The organism is Streptomyces sp. WY228 (assembly GCF_019287315.1).
Classification (GTDB): Bacteria; Actinomycetota; Actinomycetes; order Streptomycetales; family Streptomycetaceae; genus Streptomyces; species Streptomyces caviscabies.
In genome coordinates this window covers 5,523,113-5,546,334 of record NZ_CP079114.1, presented here as the reverse complement: position 1 = coordinate 5,546,334, position 23,222 = coordinate 5,523,113, and the positions used below count along the sequence as shown (strand labels likewise).

Genomic DNA, 23,222 nt, shown 5'->3' with positions numbered 1-23,222 from the left:
GGTGGCACGCGGCCTGACACGCCCGGCCGCAGGGTGCCGGTCACGGCCGGGACACCGGGGCGCTCATGCGTGACCCGCTCTGCTCATTTTATCGACCTACCGATAGAGTCACAGCACCCTCATATCCGGTCGTCGCCGTACAGAAAGGTGCGCTCCGATGTCCGAGCATCATCTGCCGTCCCAACTGGAGGTCTCCCCGGAGGCCCCCGACCGCAACCTGGCCCTGGAGTTGGTCCGGGTCACCGAGGCCGCCGCCATGGCGGCCGGGCGCTGGGTGGGCCGCGGCGACAAGATCGGCGCCGACGGCGCCGCCGTGAAGGCCATGCGGACCCTCGTCTCGACCGTCTCGATGAACGGCGTCGTCGTCATCGGCGAGGGCGAGAAGGACGAAGCCCCCATGCTGTTCAACGGCGAGCGGGTCGGCGACGGCACCGGCGCCGAGGTCGACATCGCCGTCGACCCGATCGACGGGACCACGCTCAACGCCAAGGGCATGCCGAACGCCATCGCCGTGCTGGCGGCGGCCGACCGCGGCGCGATGTTCGACCCGTCGGCGGTCTTCTACATGGACAAGCTGGTCACGGGGCCCGAGGCGGCGGACTTCGTCGACATCAACGCCCCCGTGGCGGTGAACATCCGGCGGGTCGCGCGGGCGAAGAACTCCGCGCCCGAGGACGTCACCGTCGTCGTCCTCGACCGGCCGCGGCACGAGGGCATCGTCAAGGAGATCCGGGAGACCGGCGCGCGGATCAAGTTCATCTCGGACGGCGATGTCGCGGGCTCGATCATGGCCGCCCGCGAGGGCACCGGCGTCGACCTGCTGATGGGCATCGGCGGAACGCCCGAGGGCATCATCTCGGCCTGCGCCATAAAGTGCCTCGGCGGCGTCATCCAGGGCAAGCTCTGGCCCAAGGACGCGGCTGAGCGGCAGAAGGCGCTGGACGCGGGCCACGACCTGGACCGGGTGCTGTCGACCGACGACCTGGTCAGCGGCGACAACGTGTTCTTCGTGGCGACGGGGATCACCGACGGTGAGCTGATGCGCGGTGTGCGGTACCGCGCGGAGACGGCGACCACCGAGTCGATCGTGATGCGGTCCAAGTCCGGCACGATCCGGTCGATCTCCTCGACCCACCGGCTGTCGAAGCTGCGCGCCTACAGCGCCATCGACTTCGACCGCGCCAAGTAGCCGACGGCCGGAGCACGTAGCCGACGGCCGCGCGCAGTGGCCGACGGCCGGGGCACCCAGGGCAGGCAGGACGCACCGAGGGGGTGCGGGGAGCGCATCGACGCTCCCCGCACCCCCTCCGCGCAGGTGCTTCAGCCCGCCGCGGCTATGTGCTCGGCCGTCGTCGCGGCCGTGAGCTCGATGTCCCGCCGTCGCCGCCGGGCCAGCGCCACCCGGCGCTCCGCCGCGGTGAGCCCGCCCCACACCCCGTACGGCTCGGGCTGCATCAGGGCGTGCTCCTGGCACTCCACCATCACCGGACACCGGGCGCAGACCCGCTTGGCGGCCTCCTCGCGGGCCAGCCGGGCGGCGGTCGGCTCCTTCGACGGGGCGAAGAACAGGCCCGCCTCGTCCCGGCGGCAGGCCGCCTCGGAATGCCAGGGGCCCGCATCGTCCTCCCGAGCGGGGGTCCGCTGGGCCGGAACGGCGGCGACCTGCAGAGGCTGATGCGGCGGTTGCAGCACGGTCTACTCCTGACGACGGCTACGGCTTCGCGAGCGAGAGACGATGCAGCACTCCCTACCCGCTGTGCGTACGCCTATGCACTGAGTGGCACCGGCGCGCGACGCACCGCAATGCGCCCCCGCGGCATTCTGGCCGATTACCGGTTACCGGAGATCGTCAGTCCTGCGGTATATACGTGGCCGATTCAGTGGCCCAGGTGTTTACGCAGCCGCCGCTGGAGATCCGCGACGAACTTTCCGCGCTTCGGCTTCGCCTCCACACTCCCGAAGACCGCATAGCCGTTCACCACGACGACCGGCGCTTCCGGGTCCGCCGATTCGAGCGACTTCACCTCGAAACCGCCGAACACACCGGTGCCGTTGCCGCGCAGCGAGATGTTCTCCGGGACGCGGACCTCGACGCTGCCGAAGATGGACGTCGCATTGATGACGGTGAAGCGTTGGCCGAAAAGCGCCTCGGTCAGATCGATCTCCACGCTGCCGAAGAGCGCGAAGGCGTTCGTCCGGCCGCCGACCCGCCAACGCCCCTTGCGCACGGAGCTGCTGAAGACCGCGACGAGATTGTCCGCGGGGCCCTCCGGAGCCTCCGGGCCGTAGCTGTACGGGCGCGGGCCCGGGCTCTCGGCGGTGGAGCCGGAGGACACGGGCAGGTCCCGGACCAGCGGCTGGAGTTCGCCGACGGTCTTGGCCCGGTAGACCAGGTCGATGCGCTCCGCGTGCTCGTCCGCCGTCAGACGACCCTCGGCCATCGCTTCCCGCAGGATGTCCGCGGTCCGGTCGCGGTCGGCGTCGGAGGCGCGGATGCCGTCGCCGCCCAGGGCTTCGGCGGGCGGCGGGACGGCCGGCGCGACAGGCTGCTGGGGCTGCTTCTCTAGGTCCACCGGCCCAGCGTACCCAAACGCGATAGATCGCGACTACCCCTCCCACCGGCGTGCCCCGGCCCTCCGGCGGCGTCCGCGGCGGAACGTCCAGGTGAGCCTTACCTCACAGGATCCTCCGAAAGGGGGCGCTCTACCCTGGTGGGTGCGCTGCCCGAGGGAGGTCAGCCGCCGTCGCCGAGTGAGGAATGGCCGTCATGGCAGAGTTTGCGTACTCCGATCTGCTCCCCCTGGGAGAGGACACCACGCCGTACCGTCTGGTGACCGCCGAGGGCGTCTCCACCTTCGAGGCCGACGGGCGTACGTTCCTCAAGGTCGACCCGGAGGCGCTGCGCACGCTGGCCGCCGAGGCGATGCACGACATCTCGCACTATCTGCGCCCGGCCCACCTGGCGCAGCTGCGGCGGATCGTCGACGACCCGGAGGCGTCCTCCAACGACAAGTTCGTGGCGCTGGACCTCCTGAAGAACGCGAACATCGCCGCCGCGGGCGTGCTGCCGATGTGCCAGGACACCGGCACGGCGATCGTCATGGGCAAGCGCGGGCAGAACGTGCTGACCGAGGGCGGTGACGAGGAGGCCCTGTCGCACGGGATCTACGACGCGTACACCAAGCTCAACCTGCGCTACTCGCAGATGGCCCCGCTGACCATGTGGGACGAGAAGAACACCGGCTCCAACCTCCCGGCCCAGATCGAGCTGTACGCCACCGACGGCGGCGCGTACAAGTTCCTCTTCATGGCGAAGGGCGGCGGCTCGGCCAACAAGTCGTTCCTCTACCAGGAGACGAAGGCCGTCCTGAACGAGGCCTCCATGATGAAGTTCCTGGAGGAGAAGATCCGTTCGCTGGGGACCGCGGCCTGCCCGCCGTACCACCTGGCGATCGTGGTCGGCGGCACGTCGGCGGAGTTCGCGCTGAAGACCGCGAAGTACGCCTCCGCGCACTACCTCGACGAACTGCCCGCCGAGGGCTCCCCCACCGGGCACGGCTTCCGGGACAAGGAGCTGGAGGAGAAGGTCTTCGAGCTGACGCAGAAGATCGGGATCGGCGCGCAGTTCGGCGGCAAGTACTTCTGCCACGACGTGCGCGTGGTGCGCCTCCCCCGGCACGGCGCCTCGCTGCCCGTCGCCATCGCCGTGTCGTGCTCGGCGGACCGCCAGGCCACCGCGAAGATCACCGCCGAGGGCGTCTTCCTGGAGCAGCTGGAGAAGGACCCGGCGCGCTTCCTCCCGGACACCACCGACGAGCACCTCGACGAGGCCGGCGGGGACGTCGTGGAGATCGACCTGAACCGGCCGATGGACGAGGTGCTGGCCGAGCTGACGAAGTACCCGGTCAAGACCCGCCTCTCGCTGACCGGCCCGCTGGTCGTGGCCCGCGACATCGCGCACGCCAAGATCAAGGAACGGCTGGACGCGGGCGAGGAGATGCCGCAGTACCTGAAGGACCACCCGGTGTACTACGCGGGCCCGGCGAAGACGCCCGAGGGGTACGCCTCCGGTTCCTTCGGCCCGACGACGGCCGGCCGGATGGACTCCTACGTGGAGCAGTTCCAGGCGGCGGGCGGCTCGAAGGTGATGCTCGCCAAGGGCAACCGCAGCAAACAGGTCACCGACGCCTGCGGTACCCACGGCGGCTTCTACCTCGGCTCGATCGGCGGCCCGGCGGCCCGGCTCGCGCAGGACTGCATCAAGAAGGTCGAGGTCGTCGAGTACGAGGAGCTCGGCATGGAGGCGGTCTGGCGGATCGAGGTCGAGGACTTCCCCGCGTTCATCGTCGTCGACGACAAGGGCAACGACTTCTTCACCGAGCCCGCCCCGGCTCCGACGTTCACCAGCATTCCGGTGCGGGGCCCGGGTCTGGCCTGACCCGTACGCGTACGACAGTGCGGCAGAGGGGGCTTGCCCGTCCGGGGCAGGCCCCTTCGGCGTCTCTCAGTCGTCCAGCAGGCCCGATGTCGCGACCAGATAGCCCAGCTGCGCCCGGCTGTTGCTGCCCAGCTGCTCGGAGACCTTGCGCATGTGCTCGGCGACGCTGCGACGGCTCATGCCGATCCGGCGGGCGATGGAGGCGTCCGTCTCGCCGTTGACGACGGCCTGGAGGATGGCGCGCTGGAGGTCGGAGGTGACGACGGGGGTGCGCAGCGGGGCGCGTTCGGGGCGGACCGGGACCGCGCGGGACCACGCCTCGTCGAAGTGGCGGACCAGGAAGCGGACCAGGGACGGGTGCTGGACGCGCAGGGCGCTGTGGGGTTCGTCGGAGAACGGGATGAAGGCGAGGTCCCGGTCGAAGACGATGAACCGGTCCATGACCTCGGGCAGCGTCCTGATCTCGGCGCCCTCGGCGGTCACCTGCTCGATGTACGCGAGGGTGGTGCGGTCCGAGCGGACGGTGTGCTGGTAGAGGGTGCGCTGCCGGATGCCGCGGCGCAGGTTGCCCAGGTCGCGCGGGAGCGACTCCTGAAGGATGTGGGCCGGGCGGCCGCCGCCGGGGTGGGCGGTGCGGACCTCGCTGCGGCAGCCGCTGACCCCGGCGTCCAGGGCCGTGCTGATGACGGCCTGGCCGGAGAGCCGGGTGAGGGCGGGCCGTTCCTGCCGGTGCATCTCGGCGTAGAGGCCCTCGAAGGCGGCGAGGGTGGCGCGGGCGGAGCGCAGGGTGCGGCGCTGCTCGACGATCGCCTCCTCGATCGGGGCGAGGGCGGCGAACGAGGCGGTCTCCGGCGGTACGGGGATGAGGTCGCCGGGCGACTCCTGGTCGGCCACCATCAGATGCAGGGAGCGCAGGCAGCGGGGCGCGGCGGCGGCCGGGAGGCTGCCCTCGGTCAGCGCACGGCGATAGGCCGCGAGCGCCGCCTCGCAGGGTTGTTCCGGTATCGACCGGTCCGAGGGTGATTTACGGCAATCACATACCGGTGAGGGGGAATGATCGTCCTTCACAAGGATGCAGATTACCTTTGTGCAATCGGCGGCACTCCGCCCGGCACCCTCGCTCGACGAGTATGTGCGGGTGACATCAGGAATCGACGAAGCGGACGGGCCGAAGGCGAACGAGGCGGGCGGCGGTGCCGGGAAGGACCGCGACACCGCGGTCTCCGAGCGCCGTTTTCGATTCCTCGTCGCCGGATACGCGGTGTCTTCCTACGGCACATTCCTGAATATGGTGGCGCTCAATCTCTTCGTCTACGAGACGACGGGCCGGGCGCTGGCCATGGGGCTGTTCATGGCGGTGCGGCTCGCCTCCGGATTCGTCGCCGGTCTGGTCGTGGGCGGTCTGCTCGCCCGGTTCAGCGCGAAAAGCATCATGCTGTGGGCGAATGTCGGACAGGGCTCCGTGATGCTGGTGCTCATCCTGGCGCCGGAGAGCCTGGTGACCGGGGCGCTGATGGCCGTCTCGGTGGTGATCGGGGCGTGCGGGACGCTGTTCATGGTGGCGTTGCGCAGTTCGATCCCGGAGATGGTCGGCGAGGACCGCAGGGCCTGGGCCAACTCCCTGTCGATCACCGGTCGTTCGCTGGCCATGGTGGCGGGGTTCGCCTCGGCGGGCGTGGTGGTGTCCCTCGTCGGGTACACCGCCGCCTTCCTGCTCGACATGGCGACCTTCGTGGTCTGCGCGGTCACGGTCGCCCTGCTGCCGATCGCGGGCGGCAAGGGGGCGACGAGCGCGGCCGGGGCCTCCGGCACCGAGAAGGCCGGGAAGGGCGAGAAGGCGGAGAAGAGCGAGAAGAGCGGGCCGCGGTGGCGGCCCGTGGCCTTCCTCGCGCTCGCCGCCGCACCCGGCCTGGGCCTGATGGTGGCCCTGCGCGGGGTCGACGCGTTCGGTTCCTCGTCCCACAACGCGGCACTGCCGATCTACTCCACCTCGCTGGACGCGTCGAATCCCGCGGTGTTCGTCAGTGCGTTCTGGTGTGTGTGGGCGCTCGGCAACATCGGCGCCCAGCAGGTGATCCAGCGGTACGCGCAGCGCACCGGACGCTCCGTGGGGGCGCTCGGATTCGGCTACGGCACGGTGGTGATGTCGGCGGCGTTCATCGCGGCGTTCGCCGGGTTCCCGCTGGCCGTCACCGCGGTGATCGCGCTGATCGCGGGGGCCGCGGACGGTCTCACCGAGGTCGCGTACACCTCGCATCTCCAAACACTTCCGGCCACGTTGCGCGGTCACGCCTTCGGTCTTTCGGCCACTTTCGAGAACCTCGGTTTCGGCGTCGGCATGATCCTGGTGGCGGCGGCCCTCGACCGGTTCACCCCGCTGGCCGTGGTGGGCTGGTCCCACGGCGCCGCCATCGTCGTCGCCGTGGTGTTCCTGCTGAGGGTGGCGGGGCTGCGGCGCGCGGAGCGTACGGGGCGGGTGGGGCTGCGAAAGGAAGAAGCCGTTGAGGGACGACCGGATCGCGGTGATCGGGACGGCGCTGAGGTTTCCCGGGGCTGACACCCCCGAGGAGTACTGGCGCGACATCCGGGCGGGGACCGGGCGGGTGCACCGGTTCACCCGGGCCGAGTTCGCCGCGGCCGGCATTCCGGCGACGGAGTACGAGCGGCCGGGGTTCGGCGGGGCGAGCGGGCTCCTGACCGGGGTGGACGGCTTCGACGCCGGGTTCTTCGGGATGAGCGGGCGCGAGGCGGAACTCACCGATCCGCAGCAGCGGCTGTTCCTGGAGTGCTGCTTCCACGCCCTGGAGGACGGGGGGTACGCGGGCGGCGGCGACGGCGGCTCCGTACGGATCGGGGTGTACGGCAGCTCCGGCTACCGCCTGTACTCGCTGCACAGCTATCTGGCGGCGAACCTGGCGGCGGAGGCCGGCTCGGGCGACTGGATGACCGCCAAGCAGGTCCAGGTCGGCAACTACAGCGACTTCACCGCCACCCGGGCCGCCTTCCGCCTCGGTCTGACCGGGCCCGCGCTCACCGTGTCGACGGCCTGTTCCAGCGCCCTGGTCTCGGTGCACCTGGCCTGCCAGGCGCTGCGCGCCGGGGACGCGGACCTGATGCTGGTGGGCTCCGCCGCCCTGCATCTGCCGCAGGTCAGCGGCCATGTCCCGGTGAAGGGCTCCACGCTCTCGCCCACCGGCACGGTCCGGGCGTTCGACGCGGGCGCGGACGGCACGGTCGGCGGGAACGGGGCGGCCGCCGTCCTCCTGAAGCCACTGGAGCGGGCGCTGGCGGACGGCGACACCGTGCACGCGGTGATTCTGGGCTCGGCGGTCACCAACGACGGTGCGGACAAAGGGGGCTTCGCCGCGCCCGGGGTCGCCGGGCAGCGGGACGCGGTGCTCGGGGCGCTGCGCGCGGCGGACGTGGACGCGGCGTCGATCGGCTATGTGGAGGCGCACGGCACGGGCACGCTGAAGGGCGACCCGATCGAGTTCGCCGCGCTGACCGAGGCGTTCCGCGCGCACACCGGCCGGACCGGCTTCTGCGCCCTCGGTTCGACCAAGCCCGCCATCGGTCATCTGGACAGTGCGGCGGGGCTGGCCGGGCTGATCAAGGCGGTGGAGGTGCTGCGGCACGGGGTGGTCCCGCCGCTGGTGAACTACTCCCGGCCCAACCCGGCGCTGGCGCTGGACGACAGCCCGTTCCTGCTGCCGGTACGGGAGCGGGCCTGGCCGCTGGCGGGCGTGCGGCGAGCCGGTGTGCACTCCATCGGCATGGGCGGTACGAACGCCCATGTGATCCTGGAACAGGCGCCGGAGGCCGAGCCCGTGTCCGCCGCGCCGACGGCGGCGCCCGCGCCCGTGCCCGCGCTGCTGCCGCTCTCGGCCGCGGACGGGGACGCGCTGCGGGCGTACGCCGTCGCCCTGCGGGACCACCTGGCGGGCGGGGCCCGCCCCTCCCCCGCCGATCTGCTGACCACGGCCGCGCTCGGGCGGCGGCTGCTGCCGCACCGGCTGGTCGTCACGGCCGAGGACCCGGTGGCCGGGCTCGACGCGTTCCTGTCCGGGGCGCCGGCGGGCGAGGCGTACACGACCGGTGTCGCCGGTTCCGCACTGCGGCCGGTGTTCCTGTTCAGCGGCCAGGGCGGCGGGCATCCGGGCATGGGCACGGAACTCGCCGCGCGCTTCCCGGTGGTGGCCGAGGTGCTGGAGACCTGCGCCCGGGTGTACGCGGAGGAGACGGGACGGGACGACTTCCTGGACCGGATCGTCGGCGGGCAGGGGCCCGCGCGGTGGGACACCGCCTTCGCGCAGCCGGCCCTGTTCGCCCTCCAGATCGCCCAGGCCCGGATGTGGGAGCGGCTCGGGGTCACCCCGTCCCGGGTGGCCGGGCACAGCGTCGGCGCGTACGCGGCACTCTGCGTGGCCGGGGCGCTGGACACCGAGGACGCGATGCGGCTGGTCTGCGGGCGCGGGCGGCTGATGCGGGAACGGTCGGCCCCGGGCGCGATGGTCTCCGCCTTCGTCCCCCGGAGCCGGGTGCGGGAGCTGCTGGCCGCCGTTCCCGGTCTTGAGCTCGCCGTGGTCAACGGCGCGGGCCACCATGTGCTGGGCGGCCCTCCGGGCGCGGTGGACGCGGCGAAGGTCCTGCTGGCGGCGCGGGGCGAGGCGTACGAGGTGCTGGCGGTGGACCGGGCGTTCCACACGGCGCTGCTCGACCCGGCGCTGGAGGAGTTCCGGGTGCTGGCCGACAAGGTCGAACTGCTGCCGCTGCACACGGAGTTCGTCGACGGCATCGACGGCTCGGTCCGCCCCGCCGGGTGGCGGCCGGATGCCGCGTATCTGGTCGCGCAGGCCCGCCGCACGGCGGACTTCGCCGCCGTTCTGGACCGGCTGGCCGGATCGCCGTCGGACGAACCGCCATCGGGCGAACCGCCGTTGACCGAACCGCCGGCGGACGGATCCTCCTCGCCCGGAGCCGCGCCGCTGCTGGAGCTGGGCCCGTCCGCCGTGCTGACGGGGATGGTCCGCCGGTCGTTGCCGGACGCGGTCTGCGTACCGACCCGGCAGTGGGAACGGGCGGTGGCCGCGCTGCACTGCGCCGGGGCCGGGGTGGACTGGGCCGCGCTGCTCGACGGCTGCGGGGGCCGGCGCGTCCGGCTGCCCACGTACCCCTTCCGACGCCGCTCCCACTGGAGGGGCCCGGCCCCGTACACGCCCCCGGCGCCCGCCGCGCCACGCACACCTCGCACCACACCTCGTACACCGCACACGGAGGACCGCATGACCGAACAGGCCGTACTGGACAGGGTGCTGGAGCTGACCGCGCGCCATCTCGGGCACCGGCCCGACGAGGTGGCCGCCGACCGCACCTTCGTCGGCCTCGGCGCGGACTCGCTCCAGCTCATCGGGATGGTGCGGCAGCTGGAGGCCGAGTTCGGCACGGAGATCAGCATGCGGGAGATCCTGGAGGAGGCGGGCACGCCCCGGCTGACGGCCGAGCTGATAGCCGGGCGGAGGGCCCCGGCGATATCCGCGTCCGCGGAGCCGACGCCCGCCGCAGACCTACCGACGCACGCGCCTGTGTCCGTGCCTGTCACCGCCGCGCCTGCGCCTGTCGCCCAAGCGCCCGCGCCCGCATCGCCGCCCGCACCCGACGAGCCCGTGTACGCCACCCGCGCCGAGGTCGCCGCTCTCTCCGAGCAGATACGTCAACTGGCCGAGACCCAGACCGCGATGCTCACCCAGCTCTCCGAGGCCGTCGCGCTGCTGACCGCCCGCACCGGGACGGAGACGCGATGAGCGCGACCACGCGGGCGTCCGCCGACGCCGTGGCCAGAGCGGCGGAGCTGTCCCGCAGGCTCACCGACCAGCTCGCGGCGGCCCGGGGCCGGGCCCCGGCAGAACAAGCCGAAGAGTCCGAAGAGGCCGAACCGGCGACCGTCGCCGCCGAGACCGCGCACGGCCCCCGTCTCGTCGTCGACGCGGCGGGCGGAATGGCCGGGGCGGGGGCCGACGCGGCGCAGCGGGCCCACACCGCCTCCCTGATCCGCCGGTTCACCGAGCGGACCCGCACCTCCAAGAGGCTGGCCCAGCAGCACCGTTCGGTGCTCGCCGACAGCCGGGCCGTCGTGGGGTTCCGGGACGCCACCAAGGAGATGCTGTACCCGGTCGCGGCCCGCTCCGCGCACGGCTCCCGGCTGGTCGACGTGGACGGCAACCCGTACACCGACATCACCATGGGCTTCGGCGCGCTGCTGCTGGGCCATGAGGCGGAGCCCGTCACCGAGGCCGTGCGCCGCCATCTCTCCGACGGCCTGCGCTTCGGCCCCCGGTCCCCGGACACCGGCGAGGCGGCCGCCCTGCTGGCCTCGCTGACCGGCATGGAACGGGTCGCCTTCGCCTCGTCCGGTACGGAGGCGAACTCGGCGGCGATCCGGCTGGCGCGGGCGGCGACCGGGCGGGACAAGGTCGTCATGTTCCGGGGCTCGTACCACGGGCACATCGACTCCGTCCTCGGCCGCCCCGGCGGCCCCGGGCAGCACGCCGTGCCCGTGTCGCGGGGCATCCCGGACAGCGCGGTGGCGGAGCTGATCGTGCTGGAGTACGGGAGCGCGGAGGCCCTGGAGACGATCGACGCCCTCGGGGACACGATCGCCGCCGTGCTCGTCGAGCCCGTGCAGTGCCGCAACCCGGGCCTGCGGCCGGTGGAGTTCGTGCGCTCGCTGCGTGAACTCACCGCCCGCCGGGGCATCGTGCTGCTCTTCGACGAGATGCTGACCGGGCTCCGCCCCCACCAGCGCGGCGCGCAGGAGCACTTCGGCGTGGTGCCGGACCTGGCCACGTACGGCAAGGCGCTCGGCTCCGGCTTCCCGATCGGCGCGGTGGCCGGGCGGGCGGATCTGCTCGACGGGGTGGACGGCGGGTTCTGGCGGTACGGGGAGCCGGGCGGGCCCTCGCGCGAGACCACGTTCATCGGCGGCACGTACATGCAGCACCCGCTGTCGATGGCGGCGGCCCGCGCGGTCCTCACCCACCTCACCGAACAGGGGCCCGGGCTCCAGAGCGGACTGAACGCCCGCACACAGGCGCTCGCGGACCGGCTCAACGCCTTCTTCCGCGACGAGGAATTCCCGCTGGAGCTCACCCACTTCGGGTCGATGTTCCGCTTCAAGCACCGCGCCGACCTGGAGTTGCTCTACCACCACCTCCAACTGCGCGGTGTGTACGTATGGGAGTGGCGCAGCTTCTACCTCTCCACCGCCCACACCGAGGAGGACGTCGACCGGGTCGCGGAGGCGGTGGAGGGCTCGTTGCGGGAGCTGCGCGACGGCGGCTTCTTCCCTCGGTCCGCCCGCCCGGCGGCGTCCGTGCGGCAGCCCGAAGCAGCGCGTCCGGCACCCGACTTCGGCCTCTACTTCTTCGGCGACTACCCGGAGTCCGCCGGGGCCGACGGCGCGGCCGGGGCCGGTACTCCGGAGGCGTACGACACCCTCTTCGAGACCGCGCGCTTCGCCGACGAACACGGCTTCTCCTCGCTCTGGCTGCCCGAACGGCACTTCGACTCCTTCGGCGGGATCTTCCCGAACCCGTCCGTGCTCGCCGCCGCCGTGGCCCGGGAGACCGGGCGCGTCCGGATCAACGCGGGCTCGGTCGTCCTCCCGCTGCACGATCCGGTGCGGGTCGCCGAGGAGTGGTCGGTGGTCGACAACCTCTCCGGCGGCCGGGTCGGCATCGGCTGCGCCACCGGCTGGCACGCCCGGGACTTCGCCCTCCACCCGGACCGGTTCGCGGACCGGCGGCGGATCGCCTTCGACCACCTCGACGAGGTGCGCCGGCTGTGGCGCGGGGAGGCGGTGCGGCGGCGCACGGGCGAGGGCGCGGAGGCGGAGATCCGGATCCGGCCGCGTCCGGTGCAGGAGGAGCCGCCGTTCTTCCTGGCCACCTCCGGGCAGCGCGCGTCGTACGAGGAGGCGGCCCGGCGCGGGCTCGGCGTCGTCACCAATCTCATGAGCCAGAGCGTGGACGAGCTGGCCGCGAACATCGCGCACTACCGGCGCACGCGGGCGGCCTGCGGGCTCGACCCGGCGGCCGGGCGGGTGACGGTGCTGGTGCACACGTATCTGGGCGACGACCACGCCACCGCCCGGGCCGAGGCGCTGGAGCCGATGGTGCGCTACCTGCGGTCCTCGCTGCTGATGCGTTCGGCGGCCACGGCCGCGGGGCAGCGGCGCGAGGACGTGGCGGCGGCGAGCGAGGAGGACCTGGACTATCTGTTCCGCCGGGCCTACGACCGCTACTGCGACCAGCGGGCCCTGATCGGTACGCCGACGAGCGTCGCGCCGTTCGTCGACGCGCTGCACCGGGCGGGCGTGGACGAGATCGCCGCGCTGGTCGACTTCGGGATGGACCGGGAGCGGCTGCGGTCGGGGCTGGAGCACCTGGACCTGCTGCGCCGCCGCACACAGGAGCGGGACGCGCGCGGGACCGAGCCCCGGGAGCGGCCGGCGCCGGAGCGGGTCGCGCGGGAGCGGGAGACCCGGGAGCCTGCGGTCCGGGAGACCGTCGCGCCCGCCACCTCGGCGCAGCGGCGGCTGTGGCTGGCCGCGCAGTTGATGGCGAACCCGGCGGCGTACAACGAGACCCAGGCCGTACGACTGCGCGGGCCGCTGGACGCGCCGGCGCTGCGGGCGGCGGTCGACGGGCTGGTGGAGCGGCACGCGGGGCTCCGGACGGTGTTCCGGGGCGAGCAGGAGGCCGGCGTCGTCCAGGTCGTCCGGGAAGGGCTCCGGATCCCGCTGACGGTCACGGACGCCGAAGGGCAGGACGCCGAGCGGGCGATCGGGGCGCTGCTCTCCGAGGAGAGCGGCCGGGCCTACGACCTGGCCGAGGGGCCGCTGTTCACACCCCGGCTGCTCCGGCTGGCCGAGGACGACCACGTCCTGGTCCTCGGCATGCACCACATCGTCACGGACGCGCACTCGGCGGCGCTGGTCGCCGGTGACCTCCGGGAGCTGTACACGGCGGCCCTCGCCGGGCGCCCGCCGGTCTTCGAGCGGCCCGCCGGAACGACCGTCGGGGCCCCCGAGCCCGCGTACGACCCGGCCGACCTGGCCTGGTGGCGCGAGCTGCTGGCCGAGGGCCCGCCCGCGCCGGCCCTGCCGACGGACCGGCCGCGCGGCCGCCGGGTGGCGGGGCGCGGCGGGGCGGTGGCCCGGACGGTGGGCCGGGAGCGGACGGAGAGGCTGCGGGAGTGGAGCGGCGAGCAGGGGGTGACGCTGTTCGCCACGCTGTGCACGGCCTGGCAGCTGGTGCTGCGGCGGCGTTCGGGGCAGGACGCGTTCCTGCTGGGCACGACGTTCGGGCGGCGGCGGCCGGAGACGGCGGACGCGGTCGGCTTCCATGTGGCGCTGCTGCCGTTGCCGCTGTCCGCCACCGACGCGACCCCGCCCTCGGAGGCCGTACGGAACACCGGCCGGGCGCTGTTCGCGGCCGACGAGCACAGCGGGGTGGACCTGGACGCGCTGCTGGCCGCCGTCCGTCCGGACCCGGGGAATCCGCGTCCGCTGGTGACGGTTTCGGTCGATCTGGACCGCGCGGCGCTGGCCGGAATCGAACTGCCCGGGCTGCGTACGGAGGAGGTGGCGGCCGGAACGGAGTCGGCGCCGCTGGACCTGGCACTGGTGGCCACCCAGCGCCGCGACGGAAGCCTGCGGCTGCGGCTGCGGCACGACGCGGATCTGTTCGACGCGGCGACGGCGGAGGGGTATCTCGCGGAGCTGGACGAACAGCTGGACGCGCTGACGGACCCGCGGGCGGCCGTGCCGGTGGCCCCGGAGACGGCCGTGCCGGTGGGCACGTCGGCGGACCTCGGCACCGATCAGCAGCTCGCGACGGCCCCCGACACCGATCAGCGGGCCACCGCAGCGCCGGAGGCCACCACCGCCGCCCTCCTCCGTGAGGTCTGGGAGTCCGTCCTCGACGTGCGCGACGCCCCCGCCGACGGCAACTTCTTCGACCTGGGCGGCAATTCGATCGCCGCGATCCGCCTCGTGAACCGGGTCCGGGACACGCTCGGCGTCGACTACCCGCTGGCGGACTTCTTCGCCGACGCCACCCTGCGGGCCATGACCGAGCAGCTGGCGGGCGAGGCCCCCGTGGCGGCGGATGCGGCCGTCGTCGTCGACCGCGCCCCCGTCAGCGACCAGCAGGACCGGATGATCGCCGGACACCACATGATGCCCGACCCCGCCGTGTGGAACGTGCCGACGCGGATCACGTTCACCGGGGCGCTGGATCCGGCGGCCCTGCGGTCCGCCGTCTCCGAGGTGATCGCCCGGCACGACGCGCTGCGGACCCGGTTCACGCAGGAGGACGCGCCGGACGGGCCCTGGTGGCAGGAGGTGCTGGCGGCGGAGCCGGTGGCCCTGCCGGTGGAGGACCTGACCGGGCTGCCGGCCGCCGAGCGCCGGCCCCGGGCGGACGCCCTGTGCCGGGCGGACGCGGCGGCCCCCTTCGACCTGGGCCGGTCGCTGCGGCCCCGGCTGCGGCTGCTGCGGGTCGAGGAGGACCGCTGGGAGCTGATGTTCGTCCTGCACCACGTGTGCGCCGACGGCTGGTCGCTGTCCGTGCTGCTCTCGGAGATCGCGGCCCTGTATACGGCGGCGGCCGCGGGCGTCCCGCACGGTCTGCCCGAACCGGCGATGCAGGCGCCCGGATACGCCCGGTGGCAGCGGGAGCACCACGATCCCGGGGCCGAGGCGGAGCGGGCCGCGTTCTGCGCGCGCTATCTGGACGGGGTGCCGTCCTCCGTGCCCGTACCGACGGACCGGCCGCGTCCGCAGAAGCTGAGCGGGCACGGGGACACGGTGCGCGGGATCGCGTCGGGTGCGGTGCGCAAGGCCGTGGAGGAGCTGGCGGCCGAGCGGCGCACCACGCCGTTCGCGGTCGCGGCGGCCGCTCTCGGGGTGTTCCTGACCCGGCTGTCGGGCGAGGAGGACACCTTGCTGAGCGTGCCGTACGCCAACCGGGAGGGCACCGCTTCGGAGTCGCTCGTGGCGATGACGTCCACCGCGGTGATGGTCCGCGTACGACTGGATTCAGCCAATCTTGACGAGAGTTGCGCGGAGCTGGCGGTCCGTACGGGCACGGGTGCGCTCGGCGCCATGGCGCATGTGCTGCCCACCGCCCGCATCATGCAGGCGATGCGGGACGCGGGCGCTGTCAGCGTCCCCGACCGGGTGCCGCACGTCCTGGCGTTCCAGAACTCCGTCGACACGGACATCGAGATACCCGGGCTCCGGGTCGAGGTGGCCGATCTGGCACCGCCGCTTTCCCGCAGCGAGCTGTGCTTCGGGCTTGCGCCGCGACGTGACGCCGCGAAGGGTTATCGAACGTTCCTGGAATTCTCCACCGACCTGTGGGACCACGCGACCGCCCACGACCTTCTCGCGTCGTACACCGATCTGCTCGCGGAGTTCTGCGCCCGGCCCGACCGGCCGGTGCGGGAGCTCCTCGCGGAGCCACCCTCTCAGTCACTGCCGAACACCGGAAAGGCGGACGCCGTATGACTCCGGCCCCCCACCGCAGCCACACCGACGACCTGCTCGCCTTCATCGCCGCCAGCCCCTCCCCCTACCATGTGGTGGCCAGTGCGGCCCAGCGTCTGGAGAAGGCCGGGTTCCGCGAACTGCGCGGCACGGACGACTGGACGGGTGCGACCGGCGGCTGCTTCGTCAGCCGTGCCGGGGCACTGATCGCCTGGTACGTCCCCGAGGGCGCGCCCGCCCACACCCCGTTCCGGATCGTCGGCACCCACACCGACTCGCCGAACCTGCGGATCAAACCCGCACCGGACACCGGGACTTCGGGCTGGCGGCAGATCGGGGTGGAGATCTACGGCGGGGTTCCGCTGAACACCTGGCTCGACCGCGATCTGGGCATCTCCGGCCGGCTCGCCCTGCGCGGCCCCGACGGCACCCCGCGCAGCCGACTCGTCCAGATCGACGAACCCCTGTTGCGGGTACCGCAGTTGGCCATCCATCTGGACCGTGCGGTGAACGACGGCGTGGCGCTGGACCGGCAGCGGCACATCGCACCGATCTGGGCGCTGGGCGACCCGCGGGAGGGCGAGCTGCTGCGCCGGGTGGCGGCGGCCGCCGGGGAGGATCCGGCGGATGTGCTCGGCTGGGACCTGATGCTGCACGACATCCAGCCGCCCGGATACCTGGGCGTGGACCAGGAGTTCGTGGTCGCGTCCCGGCTGGACAACCAGGTCTCCGTGCACGCGGGGGTGACCGCGCTGGTGGACGCGGCGACGGGGGCCACGCAGCCGTCCTTCGTCCCGGTGCTGGCCGCCTTCGACCACGAGGAGGTCGGCAGCGGTTCCGAGACGGGCGCCCAGAGCCCGCTGCTGGAGCGGATCCTGTCGCGGTCGGTGTCGGCGCGCGGCGGCAGCGACGAGGACTGGTCGCGGGCGCTGGCGGGCGCGTTCTGCGTCTCCGCCGACATGGCGCACGCGGTGCACCCCAACTACTCCGAGCGGCACGACCCCGACCACCGCCCGCTGCCCAACGGCGGCCCGACGGTGAAGGTCAACGTCAACCAGCGGTACGCCACCGACTCCACCGGCATCGCGGTGTTCACGGCGGCCGCCGAGCGGGCCGGGGCGCCCTGGCAGCCGTTCGTCTCCAACAACGCGATGCCCTGCGGTACGTCGATCGGTCCGCTCACGGCGGCCCGCCTCGGCGTCACCACGGTGGACGTCGGGGTGCCGGGTCTTTCCATGCACTCGGCGCGCGAGCTGTGCGGGGTGCGCGACCCGGGCTACCTCGCCGCCGTCCTCACGACGATCATGGTCGGGGACTGACCGAACTCCGGTAGCAGCGAGAGAGAACAGGAACGACCGTGGCCGACGAAGAGACCGTCCTCATCTGCCTGCCCTTCGCCGGGGCCGGCCCCTCCTTCTTCACGCCCTGGCAGAAAGTGGCTCCGGAGGGTCTGCGGATCCTCCCGGTGTCCCTGCCGGGCCGCGAGAAGCGGTTCCCCGAGCCGGCGTACACCTCGGCGGCCCCGGCCGTCGACGACGCGTACGCGCAGGTGACGGCGGCGCTGGGTGCGGAGGGCGGGGGCGGCGGCCCGGTCGTGCTGTTCGGGCACAGCATGGGTGCGGTGCTCGCGTACGAACTGGCGCACCGGATCGAGCAGTCGGGCGGGGCGGGCGGCGCGATCCGGCCGGCCGCGCTCGTCGTCAGCGGCGCGCCCGGCCCCTGGACGCCGCGCACGGACCGGGCGGACGGGCTGCCGGACGAGGAGTTCGCCGCCCGGGTCCGGGCGTTCGCCGGGTACGACCACCCGGCGCTGGCGAACCCGGAGATGCGGGAGCTGCTGCTGCCGACGCTCCGGGCGGACGTCCGGCTCCACGAGTCGTACGTCCCGTCCACGGACCGGCCGCTGGACATGCCGGTGATCTCGGTCCGGGGGCGGGAGGACACCCTGGTCGGGGCGGCGGAGGCGGCCGAGTGGGGCCGGGCGACGACAGAGAAGCTGACGGTGGCCGAGCCCGCCGGAGGGCACATGTATCTCACCGAGCGGCCGGGCGAGCTGCTGGAGCTGGTGGCCGCCGAGGTCCGCGCGGCGAGGGGCCGGTGACGGGCGGAGGCGCGCGGCCGGTGACGGGCACAGGCGCGGGCGGCGGAGGGAAGCTCGTCGGGCGGACCGCGCTGGTCACGGGGGCGGCGCGCGGTCTCGGCCGGGCCTGTGCGCTGGCCCTCGCCGGTGAGGGCGCGGACCTGGTGCTGCTGGACGTGGCGGGCGAGCTGCCCGGGGTGCCGTATCCGCTCGGCTCGGCCTCGCAGCTCGCGCACACCGCGCGCCTCTGCCGGGAGGCCGGGTCCGCCGTGCTGACCCGGCAGGCCGACGTCCGGGACCTGGCGGCGCTGGAGTCGGCGGCGGAGGCGGCCGAGGAGCGCTTCGGGCAGATCGACGTCCTGGTCAACAACGCGGGGATCGCCGCCCCTTCGGGCCGTCCGGCGCACGAGATCACCGAGGCCGAGTGGCAGCTGATGATCGATGTGGACCTGGGCGGCGCGTGGCGGGCGATCCGTGCGGTGGGCGGCCGGATGGTCGCTCAGGGGTCCGGTTCGATCGTCAACATCGCCTCGACGGCGGGTCTGGTGGGCTACCGGCACTTCGCGGGGTACGTCGCGGCCAAGCACGGTCTGGTGGGCCTCACGAAGGCGGTGGCCCTGGACTACGCGCCGCGCCGGGTCCGGGTCAACGCGGTGTGTCCGGGCTCGGTGCGGGACGACGCGGCGATGGAGGGCCGGATGCTGGCGGAGATCGCCCGCTCGCTGGAGGTGCCGGTCGCCGAGCACGAGACGGCGTTCGTCCGGGACCAGCCGATGAACGCGCTGGTGGAGCCGGGCGATGTGGCGGAGGCGGTGCTCTGGCTGGCCTCGGACGCGTCCCGGCAGGTGACCGGCAGCGTGGTCACCGTGGACGGCGGGTTCACCGCCCGCTGACAGCCGTTTTCCCGTTCCTGTGCGAGGAGTTGCGTCCGTGCCGCCTGCCCATCACACCCTGACGGTGAGCCTGCCGCCGACCGTCACCGACACCGCGCTCGCCGCCGCCCTCGCGACGGCGGCGGAGCTGTGGTGGCCCGGGGGCCGCCACCCCCGGCTGTGGTCGCAGACCGTGCCCGCCCCGGCCGGGTCCGACGCGGCGGCCCGGCGGCGCACGGCCGAGGCACGCCGCCCGGTCGGCCCCGGCCACCGGCTGCGCGCGGTGCTGCTGCGGTACGCGGACGGGCGGCGGGAGGAGGCCGCCGCCACGGACTGCGACCTCGTCCTGACCGCCGACGCGTCCGCGCTGGACGCCCGCTCGCTGCGGCTGGTCGCCCGGGTGCTGCGGGGCGAGCTCGCGGCGGACGCGGTGACGCCGCTGGACGGGCCGCTCGCCCCGGACCTGCGCCTGGACGAGGAGACCCGGCGGCTCGCCGCGGCGCTCGCGGTCACCGTCGGCCGGTACACGGGCGAGCCCTCGGTGCGCGTCGCCGTCCCCGTACCGGCCCTGGACCGGCCGCCGTACGCGCTGGGGGCGCTCGACGGGTACGCGGTGTTCGCGGCGGACCTGTCCCCCGGCCGTACGGTCGCGGAGCTGCTGGCCACCGAGCCGGTCGCCCCGGCCGAGGAGGAGGAACGACCCGCGCCGGAGCTGACGGCGGGCACCGGGGCCGGGCCCGCCACCCTGCCGACCGGCCCGGACGCCCTCCCCGTACCGGCACACCAAGTGGAGTACGTACGGCGGCAGTTGCTCGACAGCCCGCCCAACACCCCGCTCCAGCACCTGGATCCCCTCACCAGGGCCGAGTCGGCGGAACAACTGGCCCTGGGGGCGACGCCGAAGGCCCCGGCCCCGCTCCGTATCGACGAGGTCTTCGCCGCCCGGGTCGCCGCCCGCCCCGACGCGCCCGCGCTCACCGCCGGTGCCGCCACCCTCTCGTACGCCGAACTCGACGCCCGGGCCGAGGCGTTGGCGGACGGGCTGTACGCCCACGGGGTCCGCCCCGGCGATCTCGTCGGCCTCTGCCTGCCCCGCTCGGCCGACCTGGTGGCGGCGATGCTCGCCGTGCTGAAGGCGGACGCGGTCCACGTACCGATGGATCCGGAGCATCCGGCGGACCGGCGCGAGCGCACCGCACGGGACGCCGGGGTCCGGCTGACGGTCGAGGACCCGGCCCTCCTCACCGGCCACCCGCCCCGGCCGGCCGTGGAGCGGCGGAAGGCGGCCGACGCCCCGGCCTATGTCATCCACACCTCGGGCTCGACCGGCCGCCCCAAAGGGGTCGTCGTGCCGCACGCCAACGTCACGGCCCTGGTCGACGCCGTCCACGACGACTTCGGGCTCTCGCCCGACGACACCTGGACGTGCTTCCACTCGGCGGCGTTCGACTTCTCGGTGTGGGAGATCTGGGGCGCGCTGCTGACGGGCGGCCGGCTGGTGGTCGTGGACCACTGGACCACGCGCTCGCCCAGGGAGTTCCACGCCCTGCTGGTACGGGAGCGGGTGAGCGTGCTGAGCCAGACCCCGTCGGCGTTCACACAGCTCGCGGCGGCCGACCGGGGCGCACCGGACACCGTGGACCTCCGGCTGGTGGTGCTGGGCGGTGAACCCCTGGACGCCCGCCCGCTGCTGGACTGGTTCGACCGGCACCCGGAGGACCGCTGCCGGCTGGTCAACACGGATCACCGGCGTCCGCGAGGCGCTCGCCGGATCCCGGTCGGTGGGGCGGGCGCTGCCCGGCTGGTCGGTCCGGGTGGTGGACGCGTACGGGCGGCCGGTGCCGCCGGGGGTGCCCGGGGAGATCCAGGTGGGCGGGGCGGGGGTGGCGCTCGGCTATCTGAACCGGCCCGCCCTGACCGCCGAACGCTTCGTCCCGGACCCGCTGGACCCGGCGGGACGGCGGCTCTACCGCAGCGGCGACCTGGGGCGGCTGCTGCCCGACAGAACGCTGGAACACCTGGGCCGGATCGACGACCAGGTGAAGGTGCGGGGCTTCCGGATCGAACCGGGCGAGATCCGGCACGTCCTGCTGGAGGACCCGGCGGTGTCGGCGGCGGCCGTCACCGTGACCGGCGGCGAGGACGGGGACGCGGCGGCCGTGCGGATCGACGCGTACGTCGTGCCGGCCCCCGGGGCGGGCGAGGACCCCGGCCCCGTACGGGAGCGGGCCGCGCGGCTGCTGCCCGCGCACATGGTGCCTGCGGCGGTGACCTTCCTGCCCGCCCTCCCGCTCACCGCGAACGGCAAGCTGGACCCGGCCCGGCTGCCCGCACCGGGGACGCGGCGCGATCCGGTGCCGGCTCCCGCCCCTGCCCCGGCTTCGGCGCCGCACACGGCGTCCCGCGAGGCCGGTCCGGCCGCCGCGCTCGCCGCGATCTGGCGTGATGTGCTCGGCGTCGACGCGGTCGGCCCGGACGACGACTTCTGGGATCTGGGCGGCAATTCGCTGTACGCGATCCGGATCGGCACACTCGCCCGGGAGCGCGGGCTGCCCGAGGTTCCGCTGCGCCAGCTGTATCTGACGCCGACGCTGGGGGCGCTGTGCGAGGCGCTGGCCCTGGAGAGCTGACGGGAGCCGGTGGGGCGGCCGGGTTCACCCCGGCCGCCCCCTCGCACACCGTGCCTACGCGAAGCGCTGGTTGGCGCCGCCGTCGCACGTCTGGAGCTTGAGCGGGTCCTTGGCCCCCGCCAGCGTCAGGCAGAGGCCGGTCGCGGCGGCCGGGCGGACGGTGCCCGCCTGCCGGACGAACTTCTGGTTGGCCGCGCCCGAGCAGTCCCACACGATGAGCGTGGCGCCCGGGGTGTACTTGGCGCCCGACACGTCCAGGCAGCGGTCGTGGCTGAGCGCGGTGCGGGCGGTCTGCGTACCGGCGTCGTACCACCAGTTCTGGTTGCGCCCGCCGTGGCAGTCCCAGCCGCCGATGGCCGTGCCGTTACGGGTGACCGAGGCGGGCACGTCCACACAGGAGCCGGTCGCCTCGTTCTTCAGCGGGGTGAACAGATCGTCCCAGGCCGTGCCCGTCAGCACCGGGTTGCCCGTGCTCGCCGGGTCGGCGCAGCTCGCCTCGCGCAGCCCGGAGTCGTACAGCTGGGTCAGGCAGGAGGCGAAGGCCCGGTGGCCGGCCGCGTTGGGGTGGAAGGACTGCCGGACCGAGTTCTCGTCGGGCAGGCCGGGCTTGCTGAGGTCGATGTAGAGGCCGCGCGCCCAGGCGCTCTCGGTGCAGACCTCGTGGCCGTGGAAGAGCCGCGAGTTGTCGAGGTAGGTGGCGCCGGTGGCGGTGGCGGCCTTGCGCATGCCGGCCTGGAAGGCGGGCACGGCGGTGTTGCGGCCCCAGACGGTGTCGGAGTCGTAGCCGAGTCCGCCGCAGATCAGCTTGCCGGGGAACTTCGGGTTGTCGCGGAAGTCCGGGCCGATCGGGCTCGGGTAGCCCATCAGGACGAGCTTGTAGTCGTCGTTCGCGTATCCGGCGTCCGTCATGACGGTGCGCAGGTCGCGGACGGTCGCCTCGACCTTGGGGACCAGCGCGTCGACGCGGGCCTGCCAGCCGCCCGCGTACTTCGGCTCGCAGGGGCCCTGGAGGGTGATGTAGCGGACCACGCAGTCGGTCATGACCGGGCCGAACTGGAGGTCGTCGTTGGCCCCGGCGACCAGGACGATCATCTTGATCCGGGTGTTGCGGGCCTTGATCGCGAGGCTGTCGCTCTGCACGAGCTCATCGGCGTACTGCTTGTTTCCGCCGATCTTGATGTTCCCGGTATAGGCGCCGGAGCACGAGACGTTGTACGTGACGTCCGCCGCGATGCCGGTGCGGTGGATGGCGGCGTCCGGTGAGCGGTGGCACCAGTTGTCCGGCCCGTTCGTTCCCGGGTCGTAGGTGCCGACGCCCTCGCCGGAGATCTCGCTGTCGCCGAGCGAGATCAGCCCGGTCTTGCGGTCGCCGAGCGGCCGCTCGGCGGGGCTCCCGTACAGCTGGGTGGCCTCGGCGGCCCGGACGGCCTCCAGTGCGGGCGGGAGAGGGGTGGATGCGATAGAGCTGGTACCCGACTCCGTCGCGCCCGCGGGTCCGGCGGCGGCCATTCCGCCGACGGCCGCCGCGAGAGCGACGGTGACGGCGACCGTACAGCGGAGCCGGCGAAGGCTTCGGAGCCCTCGAAGTCTGGTGCTGGTGCGCCTCATTGCGCCTCCCGGTAAGTGGTTACCCCCGGTATTTACTGGCCGGTAG

The 23,222-nt window shown here is 73.6% G+C and carries 12 protein-coding genes and 1 pseudogene; 9 read left to right on the top strand and 4 right to left on the bottom strand.

Features of this window, described 5'->3' with window-relative positions; genetic code table 11:
• Positions 1-157 precede the first annotated feature (157 nt).
• Entirely contained in the window at positions 158-1,189 is a 1,032-nt protein-coding gene (gene glpX, locus KV381_RS24415) for a class II fructose-bisphosphatase (RefSeq protein ID WP_098024593.1), read from the top strand.
• A gap of 131 nt (positions 1,190-1,320) precedes the next feature.
• On the opposite strand, the gene KV381_RS24410 is transcribed toward glpX, so the two are convergent.
• Together KV381_RS24410 and KV381_RS24405 are read right to left on the bottom strand one after the other, a co-directional pair.
• The gene (locus KV381_RS24410) at positions 1,321-1,692 is read right to left on the bottom strand and encodes a WhiB family transcriptional regulator (RefSeq protein ID WP_030082673.1); all 372 of its coding nucleotides are present in this window, start codon (positions 1,690-1,692) and stop codon (positions 1,321-1,323) included.
• A gap of 185 nt (positions 1,693-1,877) precedes the next feature.
• Positions 1,878-2,573: a DUF1707 domain-containing protein gene (locus tag KV381_RS24405; protein WP_098024592.1), complete on the bottom strand. Its 696-nt coding sequence runs from the start codon at positions 2,571-2,573 to the stop codon at positions 1,878-1,880.
• A gap of 194 nt (positions 2,574-2,767) precedes the next feature.
• Here KV381_RS24405 and KV381_RS24400 point away from each other — a divergent pair, with 194 nt between their 5' ends.
• Positions 2,768-4,438, top strand: coding sequence for a fumarate hydratase (locus KV381_RS24400; RefSeq protein ID WP_103537173.1), 1,671 nt, complete (start codon positions 2,768-2,770; stop codon positions 4,436-4,438).
• 66 nt (positions 4,439-4,504) lie between these two features.
• Here KV381_RS24400 and KV381_RS24395 read toward each other — a convergent pair whose 3' ends face one another.
• On the bottom strand, positions 4,505-5,506 hold the full coding sequence (locus KV381_RS24395) for a LuxR C-terminal-related transcriptional regulator (RefSeq protein ID WP_030630758.1): 1,002 nt from the start codon (positions 5,504-5,506) through the stop codon (positions 4,505-4,507).
• Positions 5,507-5,726: 220 nt separating this feature from the next.
• On the opposite strand from KV381_RS24395, the gene KV381_RS24390 reads away from it, so the two are divergent.
• The 7 genes and pseudogenes from KV381_RS24390 (at position 5,727) to KV381_RS24360 (ending at position 21,568) form a co-directional block, all read left to right on the top strand.
• Positions 5,727-6,995, top strand: coding sequence for an MFS transporter (locus KV381_RS24390; RefSeq protein WP_373307704.1), 1,269 nt, complete (start codon positions 5,727-5,729; stop codon positions 6,993-6,995).
• Positions 6,940-10,239, top strand: a complete 3,300-nt coding sequence (locus tag KV381_RS24385; protein ID WP_218786272.1) for a type I polyketide synthase — start codon at positions 6,940-6,942, stop codon at positions 10,237-10,239. Before KV381_RS24390 ends, KV381_RS24385 begins: the two co-directional genes overlap by 56 nt.
• Positions 10,236-16,007, top strand: a complete 5,772-nt coding sequence (locus KV381_RS36950) for a MupA/Atu3671 family FMN-dependent luciferase-like monooxygenase (protein WP_218786264.1) — start codon at positions 10,236-10,238, stop codon at positions 16,005-16,007. Before KV381_RS24385 ends, KV381_RS36950 begins: the two co-directional genes overlap by 4 nt.
• Entirely contained in the window at positions 16,004-17,305 is a 1,302-nt protein-coding gene (locus KV381_RS24375; RefSeq protein WP_218786262.1) for a M18 family aminopeptidase, read from the top strand. Before KV381_RS36950 ends, KV381_RS24375 begins: the two co-directional genes overlap by 4 nt.
• Positions 17,306-17,343: 38 nt before the next feature.
• Positions 17,344-18,087 carry a thioesterase II family protein gene (locus tag KV381_RS24370; protein ID WP_030082658.1) on the top strand — a complete coding sequence of 248 codons (744 nt, stop codon included), beginning with the start codon at positions 17,344-17,346 and terminating at the stop codon, positions 18,085-18,087.
• A gap of 20 nt (positions 18,088-18,107) precedes the next feature.
• Entirely contained in the window at positions 18,108-18,959 is an 852-nt protein-coding gene (locus KV381_RS24365; protein ID WP_030082656.1) for an SDR family oxidoreductase, read from the top strand.
• A 37-nt stretch (positions 18,960-18,996) separates the two neighbouring features.
• Positions 18,997-21,568 (top strand): annotated as a pseudogene (locus KV381_RS24360) (amino acid adenylation domain-containing protein).
• 54 nt (positions 21,569-21,622) lie between these two features.
• On the opposite strand, the gene KV381_RS24355 reads toward KV381_RS24360, so the two are convergent.
• Entirely contained in the window at positions 21,623-23,176 is a 1,554-nt protein-coding gene (locus KV381_RS24355) for a ricin-type beta-trefoil lectin domain protein (protein WP_218786260.1), read from the bottom strand.
• Positions 23,177-23,222: the final 46 nt, after the last annotated feature.

Coding starts and splice junctions, on each gene's coding strand:
- KV381_RS24375 (WP_218786262.1), top strand. CDS start 16,004: ATGACTCCGGCCCCCCACCGCAGCCACACCGACGACCTGCTCGCCTTC.
- KV381_RS24355 (WP_218786260.1), bottom strand. CDS start 23,176: ATGAGGCGCACCAGCACCAGACTTCGAGGGCTCCGAAGCCTTCGCCGG.
- glpX (WP_098024593.1), top strand. CDS start 158: ATGTCCGAGCATCATCTGCCGTCCCAACTGGAGGTCTCCCCGGAGGCC.
- KV381_RS24400 (WP_103537173.1), top strand. CDS start 2,768: ATGGCAGAGTTTGCGTACTCCGATCTGCTCCCCCTGGGAGAGGACACC.
- KV381_RS36950 (WP_218786264.1), top strand. CDS start 10,236: ATGAGCGCGACCACGCGGGCGTCCGCCGACGCCGTGGCCAGAGCGGCG.
- KV381_RS24390 (WP_373307704.1), top strand. CDS start 5,727: ATGGTGGCGCTCAATCTCTTCGTCTACGAGACGACGGGCCGGGCGCTG.